Genomic DNA, 23,304 nt, shown 5'->3' with positions numbered 1-23,304 from the left:
TAGAAAAACGTTTACATTTTACAACATTATTCTACACGATAATTTAGATTTATTCAAATATTCCTAGACTTATATTTTAAAAATTAATAAATTTTTAAAATATAATAAAAAAAGAGATTCATACATGCGTATGAATCTACAAAATATGAGTATATTCCAAAACATTTTTCCCAATCAATAATATAGTAACTAATAAAAATAAAGTTCTTACATATCCAACACCTTTTTGAACCGCAAACTTCGATCCAAAATAAGCACCTAAGATCATTGATAATCCCATGATAATACCGTATTCAAAATGAATTATGTCTAAAAATAAAAAAGTAATTAAAGATACAATATTACTAACAAAGTTCAAAAGTTTTCCAGATGCTGCCGCTTGAATAAAATCCAAGCCAATTAATAAAAATGCAAAAATTAAAAACGACCCTGTCCCTGGTCCAAAAAAACCATCATAAAATCCTATCATTAAAATAGCAAAGAAAAATATTAATGTTTTTCTTTGCGTCATCTTCTTATAGGTAGACACACTTCCCCAATTCTTTTTTGCAATAATATAAATAGCAATAAATACTAACATTACAAGTACTAATGGGCGTAAAATATCCGATGGAATAAATTTTACTACTAAAGCACCTGCAACAGCTCCAACAATAGTTAACGGGATTAACTTTCCTACAATTTTAAAATCAACTTTTCCTGATCGAATGAAATACATCGCACTCGTAAACGTCCCCATTGTTGCCGCTAATTTATTCGTTGCAATTGCCGAAGCTGGCGATAAGCCAACAAACATAAGTGCAGGAAGCGAAATTAACCCTCCTCCTCCAACAACGGAATCAATAAAAGCTGCTAAAAAACCGAATGCAATTAATAAAATAATGACTTGAAAACTTAATTCTTCCATGAGCTTTACCCCTTACTCCTATTTTTTACAACATTTTAAATTATAACAAAATTATATAAGAAAAAAAGCTGTTCCATAGAGGAACAGCCTTCATATTTAATCTAAAATTTTCACAAGTGGTTCATCTTGTTTTGCTTCACGTATAATAATAGCTTCTGGGCGTTCTACAGATTTAATCGTTACTTGTACTTTCATATAATTCGGGAAGTATTCCATAACAAGCCCTGCCACATATTGTGTAAAACCAACTATTTCAGCTTTTCCATTAAACTGGACAGGAATATCAAGCTTCATTTCTCTTAATTCATCATCTCTATACATACCAGTACCAATAACAGCTGTATAGTCGCCTTGGAAATAATCGCTTAGTTTTGCCTTAAAGTTGGATACTCTTGCAAGATCTTCACGTTTATTATCTGTTTTCGCTTGCTCTGATGGGAACAAATAATATTTTTCATTAATTTGTTTCCAATCTTCAACCGTTTCACTACCTTTTTCGACATTTGCATAAGAAACAAAATTACCTGGCACGAGCGAAGACTTTGGAGCTTGGCGATAAATCGCAAATGTTATCGGAATATTTTTTGTTTCAGGTTCTTTTTGATGTATGACTTTCAAAATTTCTTGCGCCATTTTTTTCCCTTCAGCTAACATCTTTTCATCTGGGATTGCAGCTTCACGTGGGTAACCATGCTCTTCGTTAAAATATTGAACAGAATTCATCGCTAATCCAACTACCATACCAACACGTTCCTCGCCGTTATCGCCTTTTTTCACGTAATAATCATGCTCTAAAATATTTGAAATATATATTGGATTTTTTTTATTTTTCACTTCTAGTGATTCGGATCCTGTTCCTAATGCAGGATTTAATCCTATATTAGGAAATTTAACTGCATCTTTTTTTAATTTTTCCTCTAGTTCCTTTTGTTCAGCATCTGTACGTTTTCTTTTAACAAGCATCTGTATAGTTTGAGTATCTAGAGCTTTTCCGCCTTTTAAAAAATTATCTTTCGTACTAAATGATTCTTTTGCAATTCGCATTAATCCTGTTTCAAATTCATCTATATCAAGGCGACTATTTAACCCTTGCACCACTAAACCACGTGCCTTTCCACCATCAAATGGAATAGTCGTCTTATAATATTCATCCGAAATAGCGTATTTTGGAACAACTGATTGTTCTTTTGCTTTCCCCGATTTCCCAGCCACTTTTTCATCTTTGTCGGCACCTGCACTACACCCACTTACAAGTAGGCCAAGGCTTAATACCGCTAATGCTATTTTTTTCATGGTAAGTTTGCACCTCTTACTTATTTAGCTCTTGTAAGAACCTCTCTTCATTCCAAACCTCAACATTATGTTTCTCCGCTTGTGCTAATTTCGAACCAGCTGCTTCACCTGCAACAACTAAATCCGTACTCTTACTAACACTTCCTGTTACTTTTCCACCTAATGCCTCAATCTTCTTCTTCGCTTCACTTCGTCCCATAACTTCTAGCTTACCTGTTAAAACAACCGTTTTTCCTGCGAAGTAAGATTCAACATTTTGTAAATCTGCAATTTTTATACCTTTGTATGTCATATTCACGCCATACTCTTTAAACTGCTGTAATAACTCTAATACATCTTCATTATCAAAATATGTCACAACAGATTGAGCCATTTTTTCGCCAATTTCATTAATTGCTTTTAGTTCTTCTTCCGTTGCTTTTACAAGCTCATCCATCGTTTCAAAGTGCTCTGCAAATGTACGTGCTGCTTTCGCTCCAACGTGGCGAATTCCAAGACCAAATAATAATCGCTCTAACGAGTTTTCTTTAGAATTTTCAATTGCTTGTATTAAGTTTGTTGCTGATTTTTCACCAAAACGTTCTAACTGTAATAATTGCTCTTTCGTCAATGCATATAAATCAGCAAATGTACGAATGTAATCAGCATCAAAGAGTTGTGTAATGACACGTTCTCCAAGTCCATCAATATTCATTGCATTTCTTGAAACGAAATGGATTAACCCTTCTCGAATTTGAGCAGGACAAGTTGGATTTATACAACGAAGTGCTACTTCTTCTTCTAAACGAACAAGTTCACTCTCACATGCTGGACAATGAGTTGGCATGCGGTATTCTTCTTCCTCACCAGTACGCTTATCAAAAATAACGTTCACAACTTCAGGAATAATATCTCCAGCCTTCTTCACAACAACGTAGTCACCAATTCGAATGTCTTTTTCACGAATTAAATCTTCGTTATGTAAAGAAGCACGACGAACAATCGTACCAGCAACTCTCACTGGCTCTAGTTCTGCAGTCGGTGTTACAACCCCTGTTCGGCCAACACTTAATTCAATGCCTGTTAATCTCGTTACAACTTCTTCAGCCGGGAATTTATAAGCAATCGCCCATCTTGGACTCTTCGCTGTAGTTCCTAGACTTTCTTGAAGGGCAACATCATCTACTTTTATAACGATTCCATCAATCTCATAATCAAGATGCGGACGTTTTTCTTGCCATTCTTCTACATAAGCTATAACTTCTTCAATTGTTTCACATGTACGGCGATTTGGATTTGTCTTAAATCCAAGTTCACCTAAGAAATCCAGCGATTCACCATGTGATGAAATTGTTTTTTCTTCTACATTCGCAAGACCATACACAAACATAGATAAGTTACGCTTCGCTGCAATTTTCGGATCAAGTTGACGTATTGAACCTGCTGCTGCATTACGCGGATTCGCAAATACATCTTCTCCATTTTGCTCTTTTTCTTCATTTAGTTTAACGAATGAACGCTTCGGCATATATGCTTCGCCTCGTGCTTCTAACGTTACTTCTTCATTTAAACGCAGTGGGATAGCTTTAATCGTTTTTAAATTTTGAGTAATATCTTCACCCGTTACACCATCACCACGTGTCGCCCCTTGAATGAAGCGTCCTTTTTCATAATGAAGCGAAACGGCAAGCCCGTCAATTTTTAATTCACATATATATCTTACATTCGCACCATCAATTCCTTGACGTACTCTTCTGTCGAAATCACGTAAATCTCCTTCGTTAAATGCATTTCCTAAACTTAACATTGGTGACTTATGTGTTACTTTTTCAAATATATCAAGAACAGTCCCCCCAACGCGAACGGAGGGAGAATCTTCACTCATAAACTCTGGGTTCTCTGCTTCTAATTTTATAAGCTCCTGCATATTACGGTCATATTCCGCATCAGAAACAGAAGGATTGTCTAATACGTGATATTGATAGTTAAATGTATTTAACAAGTCACGTAATTCTTCTATACGTTTTTTTACTATCTCTTTTGACATATCCTCATTCCTTTCCTATTGTTTCGTCACAGGTGCAAATTTTGCTAACAAACGTTTAACACCAATTGGGCTTGGGAACGCAATATCTAATTCTTTTGCATCACCTTCACCTTTTACACTTACAACTGTACCGACTCCCCATTTTTGGTGGGAAGCTTTATCTCCTACAGCCCAGCCAATTTGTTCGCCACCTGTCGTCTTAGCTGCAGGGCGCGCGAAAGCTGAACGAGAGCGTGTTGCTGTTGTGATTGTCGTTTTGCCGCTACTTGCCGTTCTGCCTTTTGTACCAAACGATGTTTCACGCTTCGGCGCTGTTTCATTTAATGATTCCACTAGTTCTGTCGGTATTTCTGTAATAAATCGAGACGCAGCGTTCATACTTGTTCTACCAAATAATGTACGCATTTGCGCGTTAGATAAATATAGCTCTTCTTCTGCACGAGTAATACCTACATAAGCAAGACGACGTTCTTCTTGCATTTCATCCTCTTCCATAAGAGAACGAGTATGAGGGAATATCCCTTCCTCTAAGCCAACAATAAAGACAACCGGGAACTCTAATCCTTTCGCCGAGTGCATCGTCATTAAAATAACTTCTTCACCAGCAGTTGGGTCTTCATCTACACGATCAATATCAGCAACAAGTGCTAAATCTGTTAAGAATGCAACAAGGCTCTTATCTTCGCTTTGAGATTCAAATGTTTGCGTAACAGATAAGAACTCGTCTAAGTTTTCTAAACGACCTTCCGCTTCTAAAGAACGTTCATTTTTCAACATATCGCGATAGCCTGTTTTTTCAATAACTTCTTCTACTAATTCTGTAACAGATAAATACTCTTGCATATTTACCCAGTTATTTAATAAATTCGCGAATTCTTTTACTGCCTTTGTAATTTTTGCACTTACTCCAACATGCTCAATCTCATCAAATACAGCAGTTAATGAAATTCCATTTTGCACACCGTAATTAATAATTTTATCGATAGAAGTCGCACCAATGCCACGCTTTGGCACATTTATAATACGTGCAAAACTAATTTCATCATCTGGATTACCGATTAAACGTAAGTACGCCAAAATATCTTTAATCTCTTTACGATCGTAGAACTTCGTACCCCCGACAATTTTATACGGAATGTTAGATTTAAGGAAAATCTCCTCGACCATACGAGACTGAGCATTCGTACGATATAGCACTGCAAAATCAGTATATTTTCGTTTCCCCATTTGAATATCGTCACGAATTTTTTTTGCAACAAAATACGCTTCGTCCTTTTCAGTTGCAGCACGATAATACGAGATTTTACTTCCAACTTGATTGTCTGTCCATAATTTCTTCGGCTTACGATTCGTATTTTTTTCAATAACAGCATTCGCTGCATTTAAAATATTTTGTGACGAACGATAGTTTTGTTCTAACAGAATTACTTGTGCATTCTCATAGTCTTTTTCGAATGACAAAATGTTAGAAATATCTGCACCACGCCAGCGATAAATAGACTGGTCAGAGTCACCCACAACGCAAAGATTTTTAAAACGCGCTGCCAAATGTTTAACAAGAAGATATTGCGCTTTATTTGTATCTTGATACTCATCAACATGAATATATTGGAACTTACGCTGATAAAACTCTAATACTTCTGGAACACGTTCAAATAGCTGAATCGTCGTCATAATTAAATCATCAAAGTCTAATGAATTATTTTTCAAAAGACGTTTTTGATACTCTGTATATACATCGCTCGTTAATTTTTCATATGGATCAGCCATTGTAATTTTTTTTGCATATTTATCCGCAGATAACAGTTCATTTTTCGCATTACTAATGCCCGCTAAAATAGAGCGCGGCTCAAATTTCTTCGGATCAACATTGCGCTCTTTCATAATTTTTTTGACTACAGTTAGCTGATCACCTGAATCTAAGATTGTAAAGTTACGATTAATACCAATACGATCGATATCGCGTCGTAAAATACGTACACACATAGAGTGAAACGTCGAAATCCAAATATCTTCTGCTTCTGGTCCCACAAGTGTATCAATACGCTCACGCATTTCACGAGCTGCTTTATTTGTGAAGGTAATAGCTAGTACATTCCATGGTGCTACACCTTTTTCACCAAGTAAATACGCAATACGATGTGTTAACACACGTGTCTTACCACTACCTGCACCTGCCATTAATAGAAGTGGTCCATTCGTTGTTTGTACTGCTTTTTGTTGCTGTGGATTTAAACCGTTTAATAACTTATCTGTCATACTCATATACGCCTGCACCTACTCTCCTTTTACTGCTTTAACTGTTTTTAACGCCGATTTTATATCATCATAAATAATATTTCCAACAACTACTGTATCAGCATATTGTGCCATTTCTTTCGCCTGTTCTGCATTAGAAATACCACCGCCATAATATAACTTAGCTTGTTTCAATTCTGCTTTTACATTTTTAACAAGTTCAACATCTCCATACGTACCGCTATATTCTAAATAAAATATCGGTAAACGTAATAGCTTGTCTGCTAAACGAGCATATGCAATAACGTCATCTTCTGTTACATCACATTTCGCTTCTGTAAGCTGGGCTACTTTCGCTTCTGGATTTAAAACACAATACCCTTCCATAAAAATTTCGTCCCAGTCCATAATATCCCCAAATTCTTTCAATGCCTCATGATGAACACCTGTTACCCATTCTACTTTTCGGCTATTTAAAACACTTGGGATGTAATAAAAATCAAATCCTGGTGTAATTGCTTCTACATCAGAAACCTCTAATACACAAGGAACTGCATATCTACGAATGCTAACTAGCATGTGTAATACGTTATCAATTGTAACTCCATCACTTCCGCCTACAATAACCGCATCAGTTCCAGACTCACAAATCATTTCTAAATGTTCATCGCTTAACTCCTTATTTGGATCAAGCTTAAATACATGTTTCCATCCGGAAATATCGTACATGAAAACACCCTTCCTTTTCTCTAGTTATATATATTTCTGTTCAAAATAACAGTTTATTTTCATCATTATTGTTTTAACTTCATCTTAAATATTTGTTTAAAACGGAGAATTAAGTTTGGAATTACCTCTTCCATATTTTTTAAACTAGAGGATTTAATTTTGAAGTTCCTTTTATGCATTCTTTCATTATAACAAAAAAAGTTACTTACACACACGCACATTCCAACATCTTTTTCCACGTCAAATGTTGGATTACATATCCCAAAAATCAAACGGGATACTAATAAAAGAAATAGTATTATCTATTTCAACTTTCATAAAAAGGAGTGTTTTTCTAATGAAGCAAAATATCGGGACAATAAACGCTCTAATTCGAATTACACTTGGTCTCGTCCTCTTCGGATGTAGTGCAACTAAACTTGTACGCAAGCCGTGGTGCACTTGGTCTAACATTTTTCTATGGATTGGTGCAATGAAAGTTGCAGAAGGAATTGTTCGTTTCTGCCCTGTTGTTGAAATGTGGAAATTCGGAAAATACATGAATATGGGGGCATTTAAAATGCCTAGCATGAATTTTGCTGAAAAAGGACATGCTAAAGAAGAAGTGAATCAAACTTCCACTCATGACAAGCCAGAGTCAAAAGGAAGTTATGACGCTTCTGACAAAGAGATTGAGTCAGCGATTGAAGATATAATCCTGGCAAAACCGCTTTGAATCATTTGTCACGATGCAAGATGCTCTCAAAGGGACTTAGCTGCTGCAGTGGGCGGTTAAGTCTTCTTTATTTTACCACAAAACAGAACGTACATTCTCTTTTTGAACCTTAAAATGTATATAAAAGATATCAACCAATAAAATTCAGAAAATTAGATGCATACCTCTTGCTTAAAATGATATAAAAGTGATATCATTTTTATATCAGGAGGCGATCATATGAAAGAAAAACAAGTATTTTATGTAAATGGTTTTCTCGGTATTATTGGAATTTTGATTTTAGCTGCTATCGGTGTATTTTTCCTTGCACAAGAAATTTTCATAGGAGCGGCACTAACTATTATATTAGCCGCAGTTCTCGCTACAGGTATCGGTATTGTTCAACCGAATCAAGCGAAGGTTATTACGTTCTTCGGTAATTATTTAGGAACAATTCGTCAAAACGGTTTATTTTTAACGATTCCGTTCGCATTCCGTCAAACTGTATCTTTACGTGTTGAAAACTTTAACAGTAAAAAATTAAAAGTAAATGACGTTGATGGAAATCCAATTGAAATTGCAGCTGTTATCGTATATAAAGTTGTTGATTCTGCAAAAGCAATGTTTGGTGTTGAACATTATGATCGATTTGTAGAAATTCAAAGCGAAACGGCAATTCGCCATGTTGCAACAAAATATCCTTATGACAATTTCCAAGATGAAACCTGCGTTACGTTACGCGGAAATACTGAAGAAATCTCTGAGGAATTAAAACGTGAGTTAGAGGCGCGTCTTGAAATTGCTGGTGTAGAAGTATTAGAAACTCGTTTAACGCACTTAGCTTACGCAACAGAAATTGCCCATGCAATGCTACAACGCCAGCAAGCAAAAGCAGTATTAGCTGCTAGAAAAGAAATTGTTGAAGGTGCTGTGAAGATGGCGAAAGATTCCATCCATATGTTAGATGAAGAAGGCGTACTAGAACTCGATGACGAGCGTAAAGCAAATATGGTAAACAACTTATTAGTTGCCATCGTTTCAGATAAAGGTGCGCAGCCAGTTATTAATACAGGAAGCCTATACTAAGGGCTATAAGTAATTATGGCTAAAAAGAAAAGCTTTCCATTACGTATTGATCCTGAATTACACGCAGTCATCGAAAAATGGGCAAATGATGAATTTCGTAGCGTCAATGCACACATCGAGTATTTACTTCGAGAAATGGCAAAGCAAAAAGGGAAATTAAAAAAAGATAAAGATGCATAAAAAATCCCGCTGATTCCTCAGCGGGATTTTTACATATTAACTTTTCGTCATCTCATGCCCAATTGCACGATATCCTATGTCACTTCGATAAAATAGACCATCACTCTCAATTTTACCGATTTCTTTATATACTTTATCTTTTGCTTCTTGTAAACTATTTGCCTTACAAGCAACAAATAATACACGGCCACCGTTCGTTACAAAGTCCCCATGTTTCATTGCTGTACCTGCATGGAAAACAATCACATTTTGCAGTGCATCTAGTCCGCTAATAATATCACCTTTTTTATATGCTTCTGGATATCCTTTAGAAGCAAGTACAACACCGATTACCGCTTCTTCTGACCATTGTAACATTAGTTCACTTTCATCTAATACAGCGTTACATACATCAACTAAATCGTTTTCTAATCGAGGTAATACAACTTCTGTTTCAGGATCACCGAAGCGTGCATTAAATTCAATTACCTTCGGACCATCATTTGTTAAAATAAGACCTGCGTATAAAATACCTGTAAACGAACGGTTTTCTGCAATCATCGCCTTAGCAGTTGGATGCAATACGGTTTGAATCGCTTCTTGAACTGCTGATTCTGGAATTTGTGGTACTGGAGAATATGCACCCATTCCGCCCGTATTTGGACCTTTATCACCATCAAAAGCTCTTTTATGATCTTGGGCGATTATCATTGGATGTACAGTTGTTCCATTCACGAATGCCATTAATGAAAATTCTTGTCCATCTAAAAACTCTTCAATAACAACCTTCTTACTTGCCGCGCCGAATTTCACATCTTGCAGCATTTCTTTCACAGCTTGTAATGCCTCTTCAAGCGTCATCGCTACCGTTACACCTTTACCCGCAGCTAAGCCGTCAGCTTTAATAACGATTGGTGCACCAACTTTTTGAATGTACTGTACTGCTTCTTCATAATCTGTAAAAGTTTCGTACGCCGCAGTTGGAATATCATACTTTTTCATAAGCTCTTTTGTAAAAGCTTTACTACCTTCAATAACAGCAGCCGCTTTATTCGGACCAAATACGCGAAGTCCCTCTTCTTTAAAACGATCAACAATTCCATTCATAAGCGGAATTTCTGGTCCAACGAAAGTTAACTCAACATTATTCTCTTTTGCAAATAAAACTAATGCATCAAAATCATTTTCATCAATATCAACTGGTGTTGCAACATCTCTCATACCTTCATTACCTGGTGCTACATATACCTTTTCTACTTTTTCAGATTGTGCAAACTTCCAAGCTAAAGCATGCTCACGCCCACCGCGGCCAATTACTAAAACATTCATATTTCATCCCCCAATAATTAAATAAGTACAAACTAGAAGCTATGCTCCTAGTTTGCTTTTTCATATCAATAAAAGGTTATCTCGACCGGACTTTTTAAACATCCATATCAATAAAGGTTTAAAAAGGAGGATTAAGAGAACCGAGCAGGTCTAGGCGCATTTGCCAGGAGGACACGGAGTGTAGCTTTCCTACATGAGTACCGCACTGGCATTGCAACGACGACATGCGAAGGTTATCTTAACCGGACTTTTTAAACATCCTCTATTAGTGTTTGAAATGACGTACGCCAGTGAACACCATAGCAATCCCATAAGTATCTGCCACTTTAATAGAATCTTCATCACGGATTGATCCGCCCGGTTGAATGATTGCTGTAATTCCTGCTTTTGCTGCTTCTTCTAATGTATCTGGCATTGGGAAGAAAGCATCAGATGCAAGCGCGCTACCTTGTGTTTTTTCACCAGCTTGTGTAATTGCGATTTTTGCAGAACCTACACGGTTCATCTGTCCCGCACCGACACCAATTGTCATGTCATCTTTCGCTAAAACAATTGCGTTTGATTTCACATGTTTTACAACTTTCCAAGCTAGTTTTAAATCTTTCCATTCTTGCTCTGAAGGTTCACGTTTCGTTGGAATTGAAATTGTACTTTCATCTAATGATAACGTATCTTCCTCTTGAACGAGAAGTCCACCTTGTATAGAAGTTAGTTTTTTGCTTGCACTTGTCGCTTTTTCAATATTTATAGTTAATAAACGTAAGTTCTTCTTACTTTGCAACACTTCTAAAGCTTCTTGTGAGAACGAAGGTGCGATAACAATTTCTAAGAAAATTTCATGTAACTTTTCTGCTGTAGCTTTATCAATTTCACGATTTGCTGCGATAATACCGCCGAAGATTGATACTGGATCTGCTTCATAAGCACGAGTATATGCTTCGTGAATATTAGTTCCTACTCCAACACCACATGGATTCATATGTTTTACTGCTACTACTGCTGGTTCTGTAAATTCTTTTACGATGCTAAGCGCTGCGTCTGCATCATTAATATTGTTATACGATAATTCCTTACCGTGTAATTGTTCTGCGTATGCAACAGAAGAAGTTGCTGCGAATGGCGCTTTATAGAAAGTTGCTTTTTGATGTGGGTTCTCGCCATAACGTAAGTCTTGCTTTTTCTCAAATGTCACGGTTAATGTTTCTGGACTTTCTTCACCCATTTGCTCTGTTAAGTAGTTAGAAATTAGCGCATCATACGCTGCTGTATGACGGAATACTTTCGCTGCTAGTTTACGTTTTGTTTCCTCTGCTACTTCACCGTTCTCTTTCAGTTCTGCTAACACAATATCATAATCTACTGGATCTACAATTACCGATACGAATTTATGATTTTTCGCAGCAGAGCGAATCATTGTTGGGCCACCGATATCAATATTTTCAATTGCATCAGCAAATGTTACATCAGGCTTAGCGATTGTTTCTTTAAATGGGTATAAGTTAACAACAACAAAGTCAATTGGCTCTATACCTAACTCATTCATTTGTGTTACATGTGTTTCATTATCACGAACTGCTAATAGACCACCATGAATATTTGGATGTAATGTTTTCACACGGCCATCCATAATTTCAGGGAAACCAGTTACTTCAGAAATGCCGATTACTTGTAAGCCGTTTTCTTCTAGTAACTTTTTCGTACCACCTGTTGAAATAACTTCAATCCCTTGTTCTAGTAATCCTTTAACAAATTCTACTACTCCTGTTTTATCTGAAACACTTACTAATGCACGCTTTTTCATTTATCCTTCACCCCTGGTTGTATGTTAGTTAACAGTTGATTCTTTCACAGACTGAACAATTTGATTCACTGTATTTACGTATAATTTATGTTCAACTTGTTGAATTTTCTTTTGTAAGCTTTCTCTCGTATCCCCTTCAGAAACAGCCACTGCTTCTTGTGCAATAATTGGCCCTGTATCCATACCTGCATCTACATAATGAATTGTTACTCCAGTTATTTTCACACCTGCTTCTAACGCTTGACCGACAGCATCTTTACCCGGAAAGCTCGGTAGTAATGATGGATGAATATTAATAATCTTCCCGCCGTATGCTTCTAATAACGTCGGCCCGATTAAACGCATATATCCAGCTAAAATAACATAATCAATTTCATATTCTTCTAGCTTCTTTAATATCTCTTTTTCAAACGCTTCTTTTGACTCATATGCTTTCGCTGAAAAAGCAAAACACGGAATATGATGATAATTTGCCCGTCCAACAGCGCGTGCTTCTGGTTTATCACATACTAATAAACTAATTTCTGCATCCAATCTTTTTTCTTCTACCGCATTAACGAGAGATTGAAAGTTAGATCCGCTTCCAGAAGCAAAAACTGCTAATCTACTCATAGTGCTGTGCCCCCATTAAAAGTAACGCCAGCTCCTTGTATAGTACGTCCAATAATACGAGCCATTTCTCCTTGCTCTTCAAGAAGACGAACAACATCTTTTGCATCTTCTTCCTTCACTGCTACTACCATACCAATACCCATGTTAAAAATATTGAACATTTCTTTCTCTTCCAGTTTTCCAACTTCTTGAAGCAAACTAAAGATCGGCTGAATTTCCCAAGATCCTAGTTCAATCTCAGCACCGATTCCTTCTGGCAACATGCGTGGAATATTTTCAATAAATCCGCCACCTGTAATATGCGCCATACCGTATACTTCATGTTTCTTCAATAGTTCTAAAATAGGTTTGACATAAATTTTCGTTGGTTTTAATAATTCTTCACCAAGAGGTAGTTCTAAGCGGCCATAAATACGCTCTAAAGATAGTTCTCCATCTTCTAGTAACACTTTTCGTACTAAAGAGTAACCATTGCTATGAATACCGCTAGATGCTAAGCCAATTAGCACGTGACCAGCTTCAATCTTTTCACCTGTTACAATTTTCTTTTTATCAACAATCCCAACTGTAAAACCAGCTAAATCATATTCTTCCGTAGAATACATTCCTGGCATTTCAGCTGTTTCTCCACCGATTAATGCACAACCAGCTTGGCGACAGCCCTCTGATATACCTTTGACGATGTTTTCAATTTTACTAGGTTCAGCTTTACCACAAGCAATATAATCAAGGAAGAAAAGCGGCTCTGCGCCTTGGACAACAATATCATTTACACACATTGCTACTGCATCAATACCAATTGTGTCATGTTTATCTGCCATAAAAGCGAGCATCAATTTCGTTCCCACGCCATCTGTTCCAGATACTAATACAGGTTCTTCTAATGCAAATTTTGATAGATCAAACATACCTCCAAAACCGCCTAAACCGCCTAGTACTTCTTTTCTCATAGTTGTTTGTACGTGTTTTTTCATGCGAGATACCGCTTCATATCCAGCTTCAATATCTACTCCTGCTTGCTTATATGCATTCGCCATCGTTATTTACACCTCGTCTTTTAATTTCTCCCCATCCAGGGCGGGCTATTTTAAGAAAGGATCTAGCTTCTACATCAAAAGAAGTAGAAGCTTTTCTCACTTTTCTTATTTCATGCTTTCTAAAAGCTCTTGCTCATAATCATAAAGAGCTGTTGGATAGTCCCCATTAAAGTAAGCCATGCATAGGCCGCCATATTTCCCTTCATATGGACGTCCAATTGCATCTACTAATCCATCTTCACTTAAAAATGTTAAAGAATCTGCTCCGATCATTTCACGGATTTCTTCTACTGTATGATTTGCTGCAATTAATTCTTTTCTCGTTTGAATATCAATGCCATAGAAACATGGATATTTCAGAGGTGGTGAAGCAATTCTTACGTGAACTTCTGTCGCTCCAGCCTCACGAAGCATACGAACAATTCGTTTACTTGTCGTTCCTCTTACGATAGAGTCATCAATCATAACAACTCGTTTCCCTTCAACTACACCTCTTACTGCGGAAAGCTTCATCTTAACCCCTTGCTCGCGCAGTTCTTGAGAAGGTTGAATAAACGTACGTCCAACGTAACGATTTTTAATTAATCCTAACTCATATGGAATACCTGTCGCCTCCGCATAGCCAATCGCAGCTGAAATACTAGAGTCTGGTACACCAGTAACAACATCTGCTTCAATAGGAGCTTCTGCCGCTAAACGTTTCCCCATATTCTTACGTGCTGCATGAACATTAACGCCTGCAATATTAGAATCTGGTCTTGCAAAGTAAATATATTCCATACTACAAATTGCATGTTCTACATCGTTTGTGAAACGATCTACGTGAATTCCTTCATCATTAATGATAAGTAATTCACCCGGTTCTACATCACGAATGTATGTTGCACCTACTACATCAAAAGCACATGTTTCAGATGCTACAACGTAAGCATCCCCCATCTTTCCAATTGAAAGCGGACGGAACCCATTCGGATCTAATGCAACGATCATTTCATTTCCAGTTAGTAAAAGATACGCAAACGCACCTTTCACTTTATTTAAAGCCTCTTTTACACTTTCAATTAAAGAATCTTTCGTGCTACGTTTAATAAGATGTAAAAGTACTTCTGTATCTGAACTAGTTTGAAAAATACTGCCCTCTGCTTCTAATTCACGACGAAGCATTTTTGCGTTAATTAAATTTCCGTTATGAGCTAACGCCATACTATGATCAGAAAAACGGAACAACAATGGTTGAACGTTAGCAACTTCACTTCCACCAGCTGTTGCATATCGTACATGTCCGATTGCTGATTTTCCATTTAATCCTTCTAGCTCACCTCTTGAAAACACTTCTGATATTAAACCTAACCCCTTGTGACCGACGATTTTTTCCCCATTATTTACGACAATGCCTGCGCCTTCTTGCCCACGGTGCTGTAAACTGTGCAATCCGTAGTATGAAACTTGTGCTGCATTTTCATGCCCCCAAATTCCGAAAACGCCACATTCTTCGTTTAACCCCTTTATTTCAGCAAGCATGGGATTGCCCCTTTCCAAGCCTTTCTCATTTCATCTACATTTGCTGTAAGTAATACTTCATTTTCTTCATTATGAATTGTTACTTCATTTGTACTTGTTACTTCTCCAACTTGGATTGCTTCTACTGCTTTCTCAAACGCCTCTTTATTTTCACGTTTTACAGTTATCACGAAGCGAGACTGTGATTCAGCGAATAATGCTGCTGTTGCTTCTCCATCTAATTTCACAGTAGCACCTAAGCCTTTAGCACCAATTGCACTTTCTGAAATCGCAACTGCTAAACCACCTTCAGCAACATCATGTGCAGATTGAACAAGACCAGCCTGAATTGCTTCTAATACTTGTTTTTGGCGTTTTAATTCTACATCTAAATCGATACTTGGTGATTGACCGAAAATTTTGCCGTGAATCATTTTCTGTAATTCACTTCCGCCAAACTCAGCTTTCGTCTCACCAATTACATACACTAAATCACCAGCTTGCTTAAACTCTTGTGTTGTTACATGTTTTAAGTCATGCACAAGTCCCACCATCCCAACAGTTGGTGTTGGATATACAGCTTCACCACTACGCTCGTTATACATCGATACGTTTCCGCCGATAACTGGTGTTTGTAATGTGCGACAAGCTTCACTCATACCGTCTACTGATTTCTCAATCTGCCAGAAGATTTCTGGTTTTTCTGGGTTACCGAAGTTTAAGCAATCTGTAATTGCAAGTGGCTCTCCGCCAGAACATACGATATTACGCGCTGCCTCTGCTACTGCAATTTTACCGCCCATCTCTGGGTCTAGATAAATGTAGCGAGAGTTACAATCTGTCGTCATTGCTAATCCTTTTTCTGTACCGCGTACACGTACAACTGCAGCATCTGAACCTGGCGTAACAACTGTGCTTGTGCGAACCTGGTAATCGTATTGATCGTATACCCACTCTTTACTTGCAATTGTTGGTTGCTGTAATAAAGCAAATAACGCGTCTTTATAATTTTCTACTTTTGGCGTTTCCATTTTCATTGCTTGGAATTCAGCAAAGTATGCTGCTTCTTTTGATGGCTTATGATAAATTGGTGCTTCTTCTGCTAAAGCATCTGCTGGAACTTCAGCTACCTTTTCACCTTTATGGAATAAACGAAGCATTTTATCTTCTGTTACTTTCCCCATCGTAACCGCTGCAAGACCATACTTCTCAAATAAATCTACTATTTCTTGTTCTCTACCTTTTTTCACGACAATTAACATACGCTCTTGTGATTCAGATAGCATCATTTCATATGGTGTCATTCCTGTTTCACGCTGTGGTACATCATCTAAGTACATTTCAATACCCATTCCTGCTTTACTTGCCATTTCTGCAGATGATGATGTTAAACCAGCCGCACCCATATCTTGAATTCCAACAAGTGCATCAGATTGAATTAATTCTAAACACGCTTCAATAAGAAGTTTTTCCATAAATGGATCCCCTACTTGAACCGCTGGACGTTTCGCTTCTGAGCTTTCAGATAGTTCTTCCGACGCGAATGTTGCACCGTGAATACCGTCACGACCAGTTGATGCTCCTACGTACATTACTGTGTTACCAGCACCGTGCGCTTGCCCTTTTTTAATGTCTTCGTGGTTAATCAAACCTACGCACATTGCATTTACAAGTGGATTTCCTTCATAACATGGATCAAATTGTACTTCGCCGCCAACAGTCGGAATACCGATGCAGTTACCGTATCCTGCAATTCCTGCTACTACTTCTTCGAATAAATATTTCACACGTGGTGACTGTAATTCACCGAAACGAAGTGAGTTTAATAGAGCTACCGGACGTGCTCCCATAGAGAATACGTCACGAATAATACCACCAACACCTGTTGCAGCTCCTTGATATGGTTCAATAGCTGAAGGATGGTTATGACTTTCCATTTTAAATACAACTGCTTGATTATCACCGATATCTACAATTCCAGCACCTTCTCCAGGTCCTTGCAGAACGCGCTCACCTGTAGTTGGAAACTTACGAAGAACTGGTTTCGAATTTTTATAACTACAATGTTCAGACCACATTACAGAGAATAACCCTGTTTCTGTATAATTTGGCAGACGACCTAAAATCTTTTCAACCATGGCAAACTCTTCGTCTGTTAGCCCCATTTCCGCATATATACGCTCTTCTTTAATTTGTGTTGGATTTGGTTCAAGCATTAACGACATATGTTTCCCTCCACTGTTTTAAGATAGATTGAAAGACTTTTAACCCTTCAGCACCGCCAAGTAATTCATCTACAGCACGCTCTGGGTGTGGCATCATACCAAGTACATTTCCTTTTTCATTTACAATACCAGCAATATCTGAAACGCTACCGTTAGGGTTTTCTACGTAACGGAATGCGATTTGATTGTTCTCTTCTAATTGTTTAAGAGTCGCTTCATCACAATAGTAATTCCCCTCACCATGCGCAATTGGAATATTAATTACTTCATTTTTTCCATATTGTGATGTAAACATCGTTTCATTATTTTCAACTCGCAACTGAACAGTGCGACACATAAATTTTAAGTTTTCGTTTCTCATTAACGCTCCTGGTAGTAATCCTGATTCAACAAGAATCTGGAATCCATTACATACACCTAAAATCGGCTTTCCTTGCTCAGCAGCTTTTTGCACTGCTTTCATTGCATTAGCAAAGCGAGAGATAGCACCGCAGCGTAAGTAGTCACCATAAGAAAATCCACCTGGTAGTAGAATTGCATCATATTCATCTAAATTCTCTGTATCGTGCCAAACGTAATCTACTTCTTCGCCAAGCTCATCTTTAATTGCATGGAACATATCGACATCACAGTTCGAACCCGGAAATACTATTACGGCAAATTTCACTGTGCGACAACCTCCTCAACTTCATAACGGAAGTCTTCCATTACAACGTTCGCTAATAGTTTTTCACACATTTCCTTTACCTTGCTATCTAAATCAGATACAGATTTATCAATTGTTAGTTCCATGTACTTTCCGATTCGAACATCTTGTACTTCTGTGAATGAAAGACTATGAAGTGCTCCTTTTACTGCTGTTCCTTGTGGATCTAATACGCTCTCTCTTAATGTTACATATACCTTAACTTTATACATGTGAAATTCCCCCTAAACGTTTTAAAATCTCTTCATAAGCATCTGTTAAATTTCCAAGATCACGACGGAATACGTCTTTATCAAACTTTTCATTGCTCGTTTCATCCCATAAACGGCAAGTATCTGGTGAAATTTCATCCGCTAAAATGATTTCTCCTTCTTCCGTTACACCAAACTCTAATTTGAAATCTACTAATCTTACACGACAGCTTGCGAAATGATCAATCAACACTTGATTGATTTGTAGAGCCATATCTCGTAATACACTTACTTGCTCTGGTGATGCAACGTTTAATACACGAATATGATCTTCCGTTACAAGCGGATCTCCTAAATCATCATCTTTGAAGTAAAATTCTACGATTGGTTCTGCAAGTACAGTTCCCTCTTCCATTCCTAATCGTTTTGAAAGACTTCCTGCAATTACATTTCTTGTGACAACTTCTAAAGGAATAATACTCACTTTTTTAACAAGTTGTTCTGTTTCAGATAACTTCTCAACAAAATGCGTTTTAATTCCCACTTCTTGTAACTTTCTGAACAATAAAGTTGTAATTTCATTGTTCAAACGACCTTTTCCTGTAATCGTCTCTTTTTTCTCCCCATTGAAAGCAGTCGCACTATCTTTGTACTCTACCCAAACCATATCTGCTGATTCTGTACGATAAATTCTTTTTGCCTTACCTTCATACAGCAATTCTAGCTTTTGCATTTCGCAAGCCCCCTGTAGTTTGAAAAATGTGAATAATGTTTTTATAAAGAATGGCACAGAATGACTCTATTCTGTGCCATATGAAATTTTACGCTTCGTTTAATCCAAGGCGTTCAAAGATTGTATCAACGTGTTGCATATGATGCTCATAGTTGAAGCATTCATTAATTTCTTCTTGTGTTAACTTGCTTGTAATACGCTCATCAGCTTCTACAAGCTCTTTAAATTGTACTTGTGTTTCCCAAGCTTCCATCGCTTTAGGCTGTACGATATCATAAGCTTCTTCACGTACCATACCTTTGTCAATTAGTGTAAGCATTACGCGCTGAGAATAAATTAAGCCGTATGTTCTTGTCATATTGCGTTTCATATTCTCTGGGTATACAGTTAAGTTTTTAACGATATTACCAAAGCGATTTAACATGTAATTTAATGCGATTGTAGCATCTGGTAAAATTACGCGTTCTGCCGAAGAGTGAGAAATGTCACGCTCATGCCATAATGGAACATTTTCGTAAGCTGTCATCATATAACCGCGGATAACACGAGCTAAACCAGTCATATTTTCAGAACCAATTGGATTACGTTTATGTGGCATTGCAGAAGAACCTTTTTGACCTTTTGCGAAAGCTTCTTCAACTTCACGTGTTTCACTCTTTTGTAAACCACGAATCTCAACTGCCATCTTTTCGATAGATGTTGCAATTAGTGCAAGTGTTGACATGTAGTGTGCATGACGATCACGTTGCAATGTTTGTGTTGAAATTGGTGCTGCTTCTAATCCTAAATTTTCACAAACATATTTTTCTACGAATGGATCGATATTTGCATATGTACCAACCGCACCAGATAGTTTACCAACACGAACTGTATCAGCAGCTTGTTTGAAACGCTCTACGTTACGTTTCATTTCTTCATACCAAAGACCAAGTTTTAAACCAAATGTCGTTGGTTCTGCATGAACACCATGTGTTCTTCCCATCATGATTGTGTATTTATGCTCTTTCGCTTTGTTAGCTAAAATGCTTACAAAGTTCTCTAAGTCTTTTAATATAATTTCATTCGCTTGTTTTAAGATGTAAGATAATGCTGTATCTACTACGTCTGTAGATGTTAAACCGTAATGAACCCATTTACGTTCTTCGCCTAATGCTGGCGTTTCTGATACAGCACGAGTGAATGCAACTACGTCATGACGTGTTTCTTTTTCAATTTCATAAATACGATCAATATCAAATGATGCATGTTCACGAATTTTTTTAACATCTTCTTTTGGAATATCGCCAAGCTCAGCCCATGCTTCACAAGCTAAAATCTCAACTTCTAACCACGCTTTAAATTTGTTCTCTTCCGTCCAAATCGCACCCATTTCAGGGCGTGTATAACGACTAATCATCTTTTTCCCTCCAACAGTTGTTCTTGATGGTCCCAAATATGCAAACTCTTCGCTTTTTCTAGAGCGACTTCAATATTATCATTTAAAATATTAACATGCCCCATTTTTCGCTGTGCTTTTGCTTCTTCTTTTCCATACAAGTGTAAATAGCACCCGGTTAATCTATTCACTTGTCTTAGGACCCCTTCTATATGTTCGCCTAAAATGTTTACCATGACAACTGGTTTTAACAAATTTGTTTCTCCTAGAGGTAAATTACAGATTGCTCGAATATGTTGACCAAATTGACTCGTCTCACATGCATCCTGTGTATAGTGTCCTGAATTGTGAGGTCGTGGCGCTAATTCATTAATATAAATCTCACCATTATCTGTAGCAAACATCTCTACAGCTAGTGTTCCCACAAGTTCTAATTCATCCGCAAGTACCTTTGCATAAGCAATTGCTTTTTGAGAAAGCTCTTCTGTAATGCGAGCTGGAACGATAGATTCATGTAAAATGTTATTTACATGAATATTTTCTGCTACTGGAAACACTTTTGTTTCACCACTTACACTACGAATCACAATAACTGATACTTCTTTTTCAAAAGGCACCCATTTCTCTAAAATACATTCTGCTTTATCCACAAGATTTCTTGCTGCCTCAACATCAGCTTCTCTTCTTAAAACAACTTGCCCTTTCCCATCATATCCACCTGTCGTCGTTTTTAAGACGGAAGGGAATGATAACTCAGCAATTGCTTCTGTAAGCTGATCTTGATTTTGAACTAGTCTATACGTTGCTACTGGTAACCCAGCCTTCTCAATCGCATTCTTTTCTGTAAAACGATTTTGCGTTGTATTTAACAACTGACTACCTTGTGGTAAGTACGCATGTTTTTCAAGCCATTGTAAACATCTATAATCAATATTCTCAAATTCATATGTGACAACATCACTTATCTCTGCTAAATGCTGAATTGCTTTTAAATCATCATATGGTGCAACAATTTCAATATCAGCAACTTGTGCACATGGCGAATGCTTTGTAGGATCTAAAACAGCAATTTTATATCCCATCTCCTTAGCTGCCAATGCCATCATTCTTCCTAGCTGGCCGCCTCCAATAATGCCGATTGTTTTTCCAGGTAAAATGATCCTCGTCATACTAGCTCACTACCTTCACGCACATCTTTTTCAATCGCTTCTCGTCTCAATTCTAATGCATCATGTATGTCATCATGGAATGATCCAAGTATTTGTGCGGCAAGTAATCCAGCATTCGTTGAACCGGCTTTACCAATTGCAACAGTTGCAACTGGAACACCTCCTGGCATTTGGACGATGGATAATAATGAATCTAAGCCGTTTAATGCTTTTGATTGAACTGGAACTCCAATTACAGGAAGATTTGTCTTCGCTGCAACCATTCCTGGTAAATGTGCTGCTCCACCAGCTCCAGCAATAATAACTTTCAATCCACGTTCACGAGCCGTCTCTGCATATTCAAACATATAATCCGGAGTCCGATGAGCGGATACAACTTTTTTCTCATACGGTATATTTAATTCATCTAAAATGTCACAAGCATATTTCATTGTTTCCCAGTCTGACGTACTTCCCATTATGACTCCAACTAGTGATTTCATATTAGAATCCCCCCGATTCAAATAAAAAAAGCCTGAAATAGAACAGTTTCTCTTTTACTATGAGAGAAAGCGCTCTACTCAGGCATACGTATCCCTTGTGAATAGAAAAATACCGAGTGACTTTCCCTCATAGTCTAACGAATAACGGTCGTTAGGTAGAGACTTGCAGGCCATATCCCCGCGATTATATGAGGTCTTATATTATTGTTTCTATGGTTATATTAACAATATTTCATAAACAATGTCAATAAATAATCGAATGTTTTTTTATTAGTAGTCAATAACGTTCGTGTTTTAGTTATATTCAAAAGAAGAATTGCAACTATATGCAAGAAGAAAAGGGAATTAGAATATATATTTCTAGACATCTATTTTACGTATAATCTTTTAAATGGCACTTCAGTATGTTTTAAATCAAAATATATACACTCTTGTATTATTATAACGATTTAATTTCTAAGGAGGATAACTGTTAAAGAAAGAACTATGCTATTATCCTATTTATTTTTCTCTATTGCAGTAATTTCTGTAATTATTAAATACTTATTTATAGCATCTCATTATTTAAAATATATACTTATGATAGAAATAATGTGTCCTATTTTAAGTATTACTTTAGTGGCTATTTCATTCTTTTTCGTCTTTAGCTTTATTAAATTTATGGATTATAGCATTCGGTAAATAAAAATAAACACAAAAAAACCTAAGTCGAAATGACTTAGGTTCTTGCTTGGCGACGTCCTACTCTCACAGGGACAAGGTCCCAACTACCATCGGCGCTAGAGAGCTTAACTTCCGTGTTCGGTATGGGAACGGGTGTGACCTCTCTGCCATCATCACCAAACTATTGAAGGCATATTCCTTCAAAACTAGATAACATTGCTACATATTATATGGTTAAGTCCTCGATCTATTAGTATTCGTCAGCTCCACATGTCACCATGCTTCCACCTCGAACCTATCAACCTGATCATCTTTCAGGGATCTTACTAGCTTACGCTATGGGAAATCT

20 protein-coding genes, 2 rRNA genes, 1 pseudogene and 1 riboswitch are annotated in these 23,304 nt (G+C 37.1%); of the genes and pseudogenes, 4 read left to right on the top strand and 19 right to left on the bottom strand.

Annotation, left to right across the window (positions count from 1 at the left end; translation table 11 throughout):
- Window positions 1-136: 136 nt before the first annotated feature.
- From EBQ15_RS22320 to pcrB, 5 genes are all read right to left on the bottom strand, one after another.
- Window positions 137-907 carry a TSUP family transporter gene (locus EBQ15_RS22320; protein ID WP_000391975.1) on the bottom strand — a complete coding sequence of 257 codons (771 nt, stop codon included), beginning with the start codon at window positions 905-907 and terminating at the stop codon, window positions 137-139.
- 96 nt (window positions 908-1,003) lie between these two features.
- Window positions 1,004-2,200 (bottom strand): CamS family sex pheromone protein, encoded by a 1,197-nt coding sequence (locus EBQ15_RS22315; protein ID WP_000717034.1) that lies wholly within the window; start codon window positions 2,198-2,200, stop codon window positions 1,004-1,006.
- A gap of 16 nt (window positions 2,201-2,216) precedes the next feature.
- Entirely contained in the window at window positions 2,217-4,226 is a 2,010-nt protein-coding gene (gene ligA / locus EBQ15_RS22310; RefSeq protein WP_000031612.1) for an NAD-dependent DNA ligase LigA, read from the bottom strand.
- Between the two features lie 15 nt (window positions 4,227-4,241).
- Window positions 4,242-6,491, bottom strand: a complete 2,250-nt coding sequence (gene pcrA / locus EBQ15_RS22305; RefSeq protein ID WP_002100669.1) for a DNA helicase PcrA — start codon at window positions 6,489-6,491, stop codon at window positions 4,242-4,244.
- Window positions 6,492-6,503: 12 nt separating this feature from the next.
- The gene (gene pcrB, locus EBQ15_RS22300; protein ID WP_000272103.1) at window positions 6,504-7,193 is read right to left on the bottom strand and encodes a heptaprenylglyceryl phosphate synthase; all 690 of its coding nucleotides are present in this window, start codon (window positions 7,191-7,193) and stop codon (window positions 6,504-6,506) included.
- A 337-nt stretch (window positions 7,194-7,530) separates the two neighbouring features.
- On the opposite strand from pcrB, the gene EBQ15_RS22290 reads away from it, so the two are divergent.
- The 3 genes from EBQ15_RS22290 to EBQ15_RS22280 all read left to right on the top strand — a co-directional run bounded on the left by EBQ15_RS22290 (window position 7,531) and on the right by EBQ15_RS22280 (window position 9,153).
- Window positions 7,531-7,908, top strand: coding sequence for a YgaP family membrane protein (locus tag EBQ15_RS22290; protein WP_000812345.1), 378 nt, complete (start codon window positions 7,531-7,533; stop codon window positions 7,906-7,908).
- A gap of 219 nt (window positions 7,909-8,127) precedes the next feature.
- Entirely contained in the window at window positions 8,128-8,973 is an 846-nt protein-coding gene (locus EBQ15_RS22285; RefSeq protein ID WP_000660669.1) for an SPFH domain-containing protein, read from the top strand.
- A 15-nt stretch (window positions 8,974-8,988) separates the two neighbouring features.
- Window positions 8,989-9,153: a type II toxin-antitoxin system antitoxin gene (locus EBQ15_RS22280; RefSeq protein WP_001085171.1), complete on the top strand. Its 165-nt coding sequence runs from the start codon at window positions 8,989-8,991 to the stop codon at window positions 9,151-9,153.
- 36 nt (window positions 9,154-9,189) lie between these two features.
- Here EBQ15_RS22280 and purD read toward each other — a convergent pair whose 3' ends face one another.
- From purD to purE, 12 genes are all read right to left on the bottom strand, one after another.
- Window positions 9,190-10,461 carry a phosphoribosylamine--glycine ligase gene (gene purD, locus EBQ15_RS22275; protein WP_001101973.1) on the bottom strand — a complete coding sequence of 424 codons (1,272 nt, stop codon included), beginning with the start codon at window positions 10,459-10,461 and terminating at the stop codon, window positions 9,190-9,192.
- A 265-nt stretch (window positions 10,462-10,726) separates the two neighbouring features.
- Window positions 10,727-12,262, bottom strand: coding sequence for a bifunctional phosphoribosylaminoimidazolecarboxamide formyltransferase/IMP cyclohydrolase (gene purH / locus EBQ15_RS22270; RefSeq protein WP_000745433.1), 1,536 nt, complete (start codon window positions 12,260-12,262; stop codon window positions 10,727-10,729).
- 24 nt (window positions 12,263-12,286) lie between these two features.
- Window positions 12,287-12,874, bottom strand: coding sequence for a phosphoribosylglycinamide formyltransferase (gene purN, locus EBQ15_RS22265; protein WP_000088588.1), 588 nt, complete (start codon window positions 12,872-12,874; stop codon window positions 12,287-12,289).
- Complete coding sequence (gene purM / locus EBQ15_RS22260) at window positions 12,871-13,911, bottom strand: phosphoribosylformylglycinamidine cyclo-ligase (protein ID WP_001262439.1); 1,041 nt, start codon at window positions 13,909-13,911, stop codon at window positions 12,871-12,873. The genes purN and purM overlap by 4 nt, the downstream gene beginning before the upstream one ends.
- 105 nt (window positions 13,912-14,016) lie before the next feature.
- Window positions 14,017-15,432 carry an amidophosphoribosyltransferase gene (purF, locus tag EBQ15_RS22255; RefSeq protein WP_000879025.1) on the bottom strand — a complete coding sequence of 472 codons (1,416 nt, stop codon included), beginning with the start codon at window positions 15,430-15,432 and terminating at the stop codon, window positions 14,017-14,019.
- Window positions 15,417-17,636 carry a phosphoribosylformylglycinamidine synthase II gene (purL, locus tag EBQ15_RS22250; RefSeq protein ID WP_000055558.1) on the bottom strand — a complete coding sequence of 740 codons (2,220 nt, stop codon included), beginning with the start codon at window positions 17,634-17,636 and terminating at the stop codon, window positions 15,417-15,419. Before purL ends, purF begins: the two co-directional genes overlap by 16 nt.
- A complete protein-coding gene (purQ, locus tag EBQ15_RS22245; RefSeq protein WP_000666790.1) occupies window positions 17,620-18,303 on the bottom strand; it encodes a phosphoribosylformylglycinamidine synthase subunit PurQ in 684 nt (227 codons plus the stop codon). The genes purL and purQ overlap by 17 nt, the downstream gene beginning before the upstream one ends.
- On the bottom strand, window positions 18,300-18,554 hold the full coding sequence (gene purS / locus EBQ15_RS22240; RefSeq protein ID WP_000278823.1) for a phosphoribosylformylglycinamidine synthase subunit PurS: 255 nt from the start codon (window positions 18,552-18,554) through the stop codon (window positions 18,300-18,302). The genes purQ and purS overlap by 4 nt, the downstream gene beginning before the upstream one ends.
- On the bottom strand, window positions 18,547-19,266 hold the full coding sequence (gene purC, locus EBQ15_RS22235) for a phosphoribosylaminoimidazolesuccinocarboxamide synthase (protein WP_001170544.1): 720 nt from the start codon (window positions 19,264-19,266) through the stop codon (window positions 18,547-18,549). Before purC ends, purS begins: the two co-directional genes overlap by 8 nt.
- 88 nt (window positions 19,267-19,354) lie before the next feature.
- Window positions 19,355-20,662, bottom strand: a complete 1,308-nt coding sequence (gene purB / locus EBQ15_RS22230) for an adenylosuccinate lyase (protein ID WP_000625682.1) — start codon at window positions 20,660-20,662, stop codon at window positions 19,355-19,357.
- Window positions 20,659-21,810 carry a 5-(carboxyamino)imidazole ribonucleotide synthase gene (gene purK / locus EBQ15_RS22225; protein WP_000196769.1) on the bottom strand — a complete coding sequence of 384 codons (1,152 nt, stop codon included), beginning with the start codon at window positions 21,808-21,810 and terminating at the stop codon, window positions 20,659-20,661. The genes purB and purK overlap by 4 nt, the downstream gene beginning before the upstream one ends.
- Window positions 21,807-22,292 carry a 5-(carboxyamino)imidazole ribonucleotide mutase gene (gene purE / locus EBQ15_RS22220; protein ID WP_000839367.1) on the bottom strand — a complete coding sequence of 162 codons (486 nt, stop codon included), beginning with the start codon at window positions 22,290-22,292 and terminating at the stop codon, window positions 21,807-21,809. Before purE ends, purK begins: the two co-directional genes overlap by 4 nt.
- Window positions 22,293-22,402: 110 nt before the next feature.
- Window positions 22,403-22,504, bottom strand: a riboswitch (purine riboswitch).
- 274 nt (window positions 22,505-22,778) lie between these two features.
- Here purE and EBQ15_RS31695 point away from each other — a divergent pair.
- Window positions 22,779-22,977 (top strand): annotated as a pseudogene (locus EBQ15_RS31695) (hypothetical protein).
- A gap of 43 nt (window positions 22,978-23,020) precedes the next feature.
- Here EBQ15_RS31695 and rrf read toward each other — a convergent pair.
- Together rrf and EBQ15_RS22205 are read right to left on the bottom strand one after the other, a co-directional pair.
- Window positions 23,021-23,136, bottom strand: a 5S ribosomal RNA gene (gene rrf, locus EBQ15_RS22210).
- A 49-nt stretch (window positions 23,137-23,185) separates the two neighbouring features.
- Window positions 23,186-23,304: ribosomal RNA gene (locus EBQ15_RS22205) — 23S ribosomal RNA — on the bottom strand; the annotation flags it as partial.

This window comes from Bacillus sp. 2D03 (assembly GCF_003946765.1).
GTDB lineage: Bacteria > Bacillota > Bacilli > Bacillales > Bacillaceae_G > Bacillus_A > Bacillus_A cereus.
The sequence above is the reverse complement of the archived record's forward strand: the minus strand, read 5'-3'. Positions and strand labels throughout refer to the sequence as shown.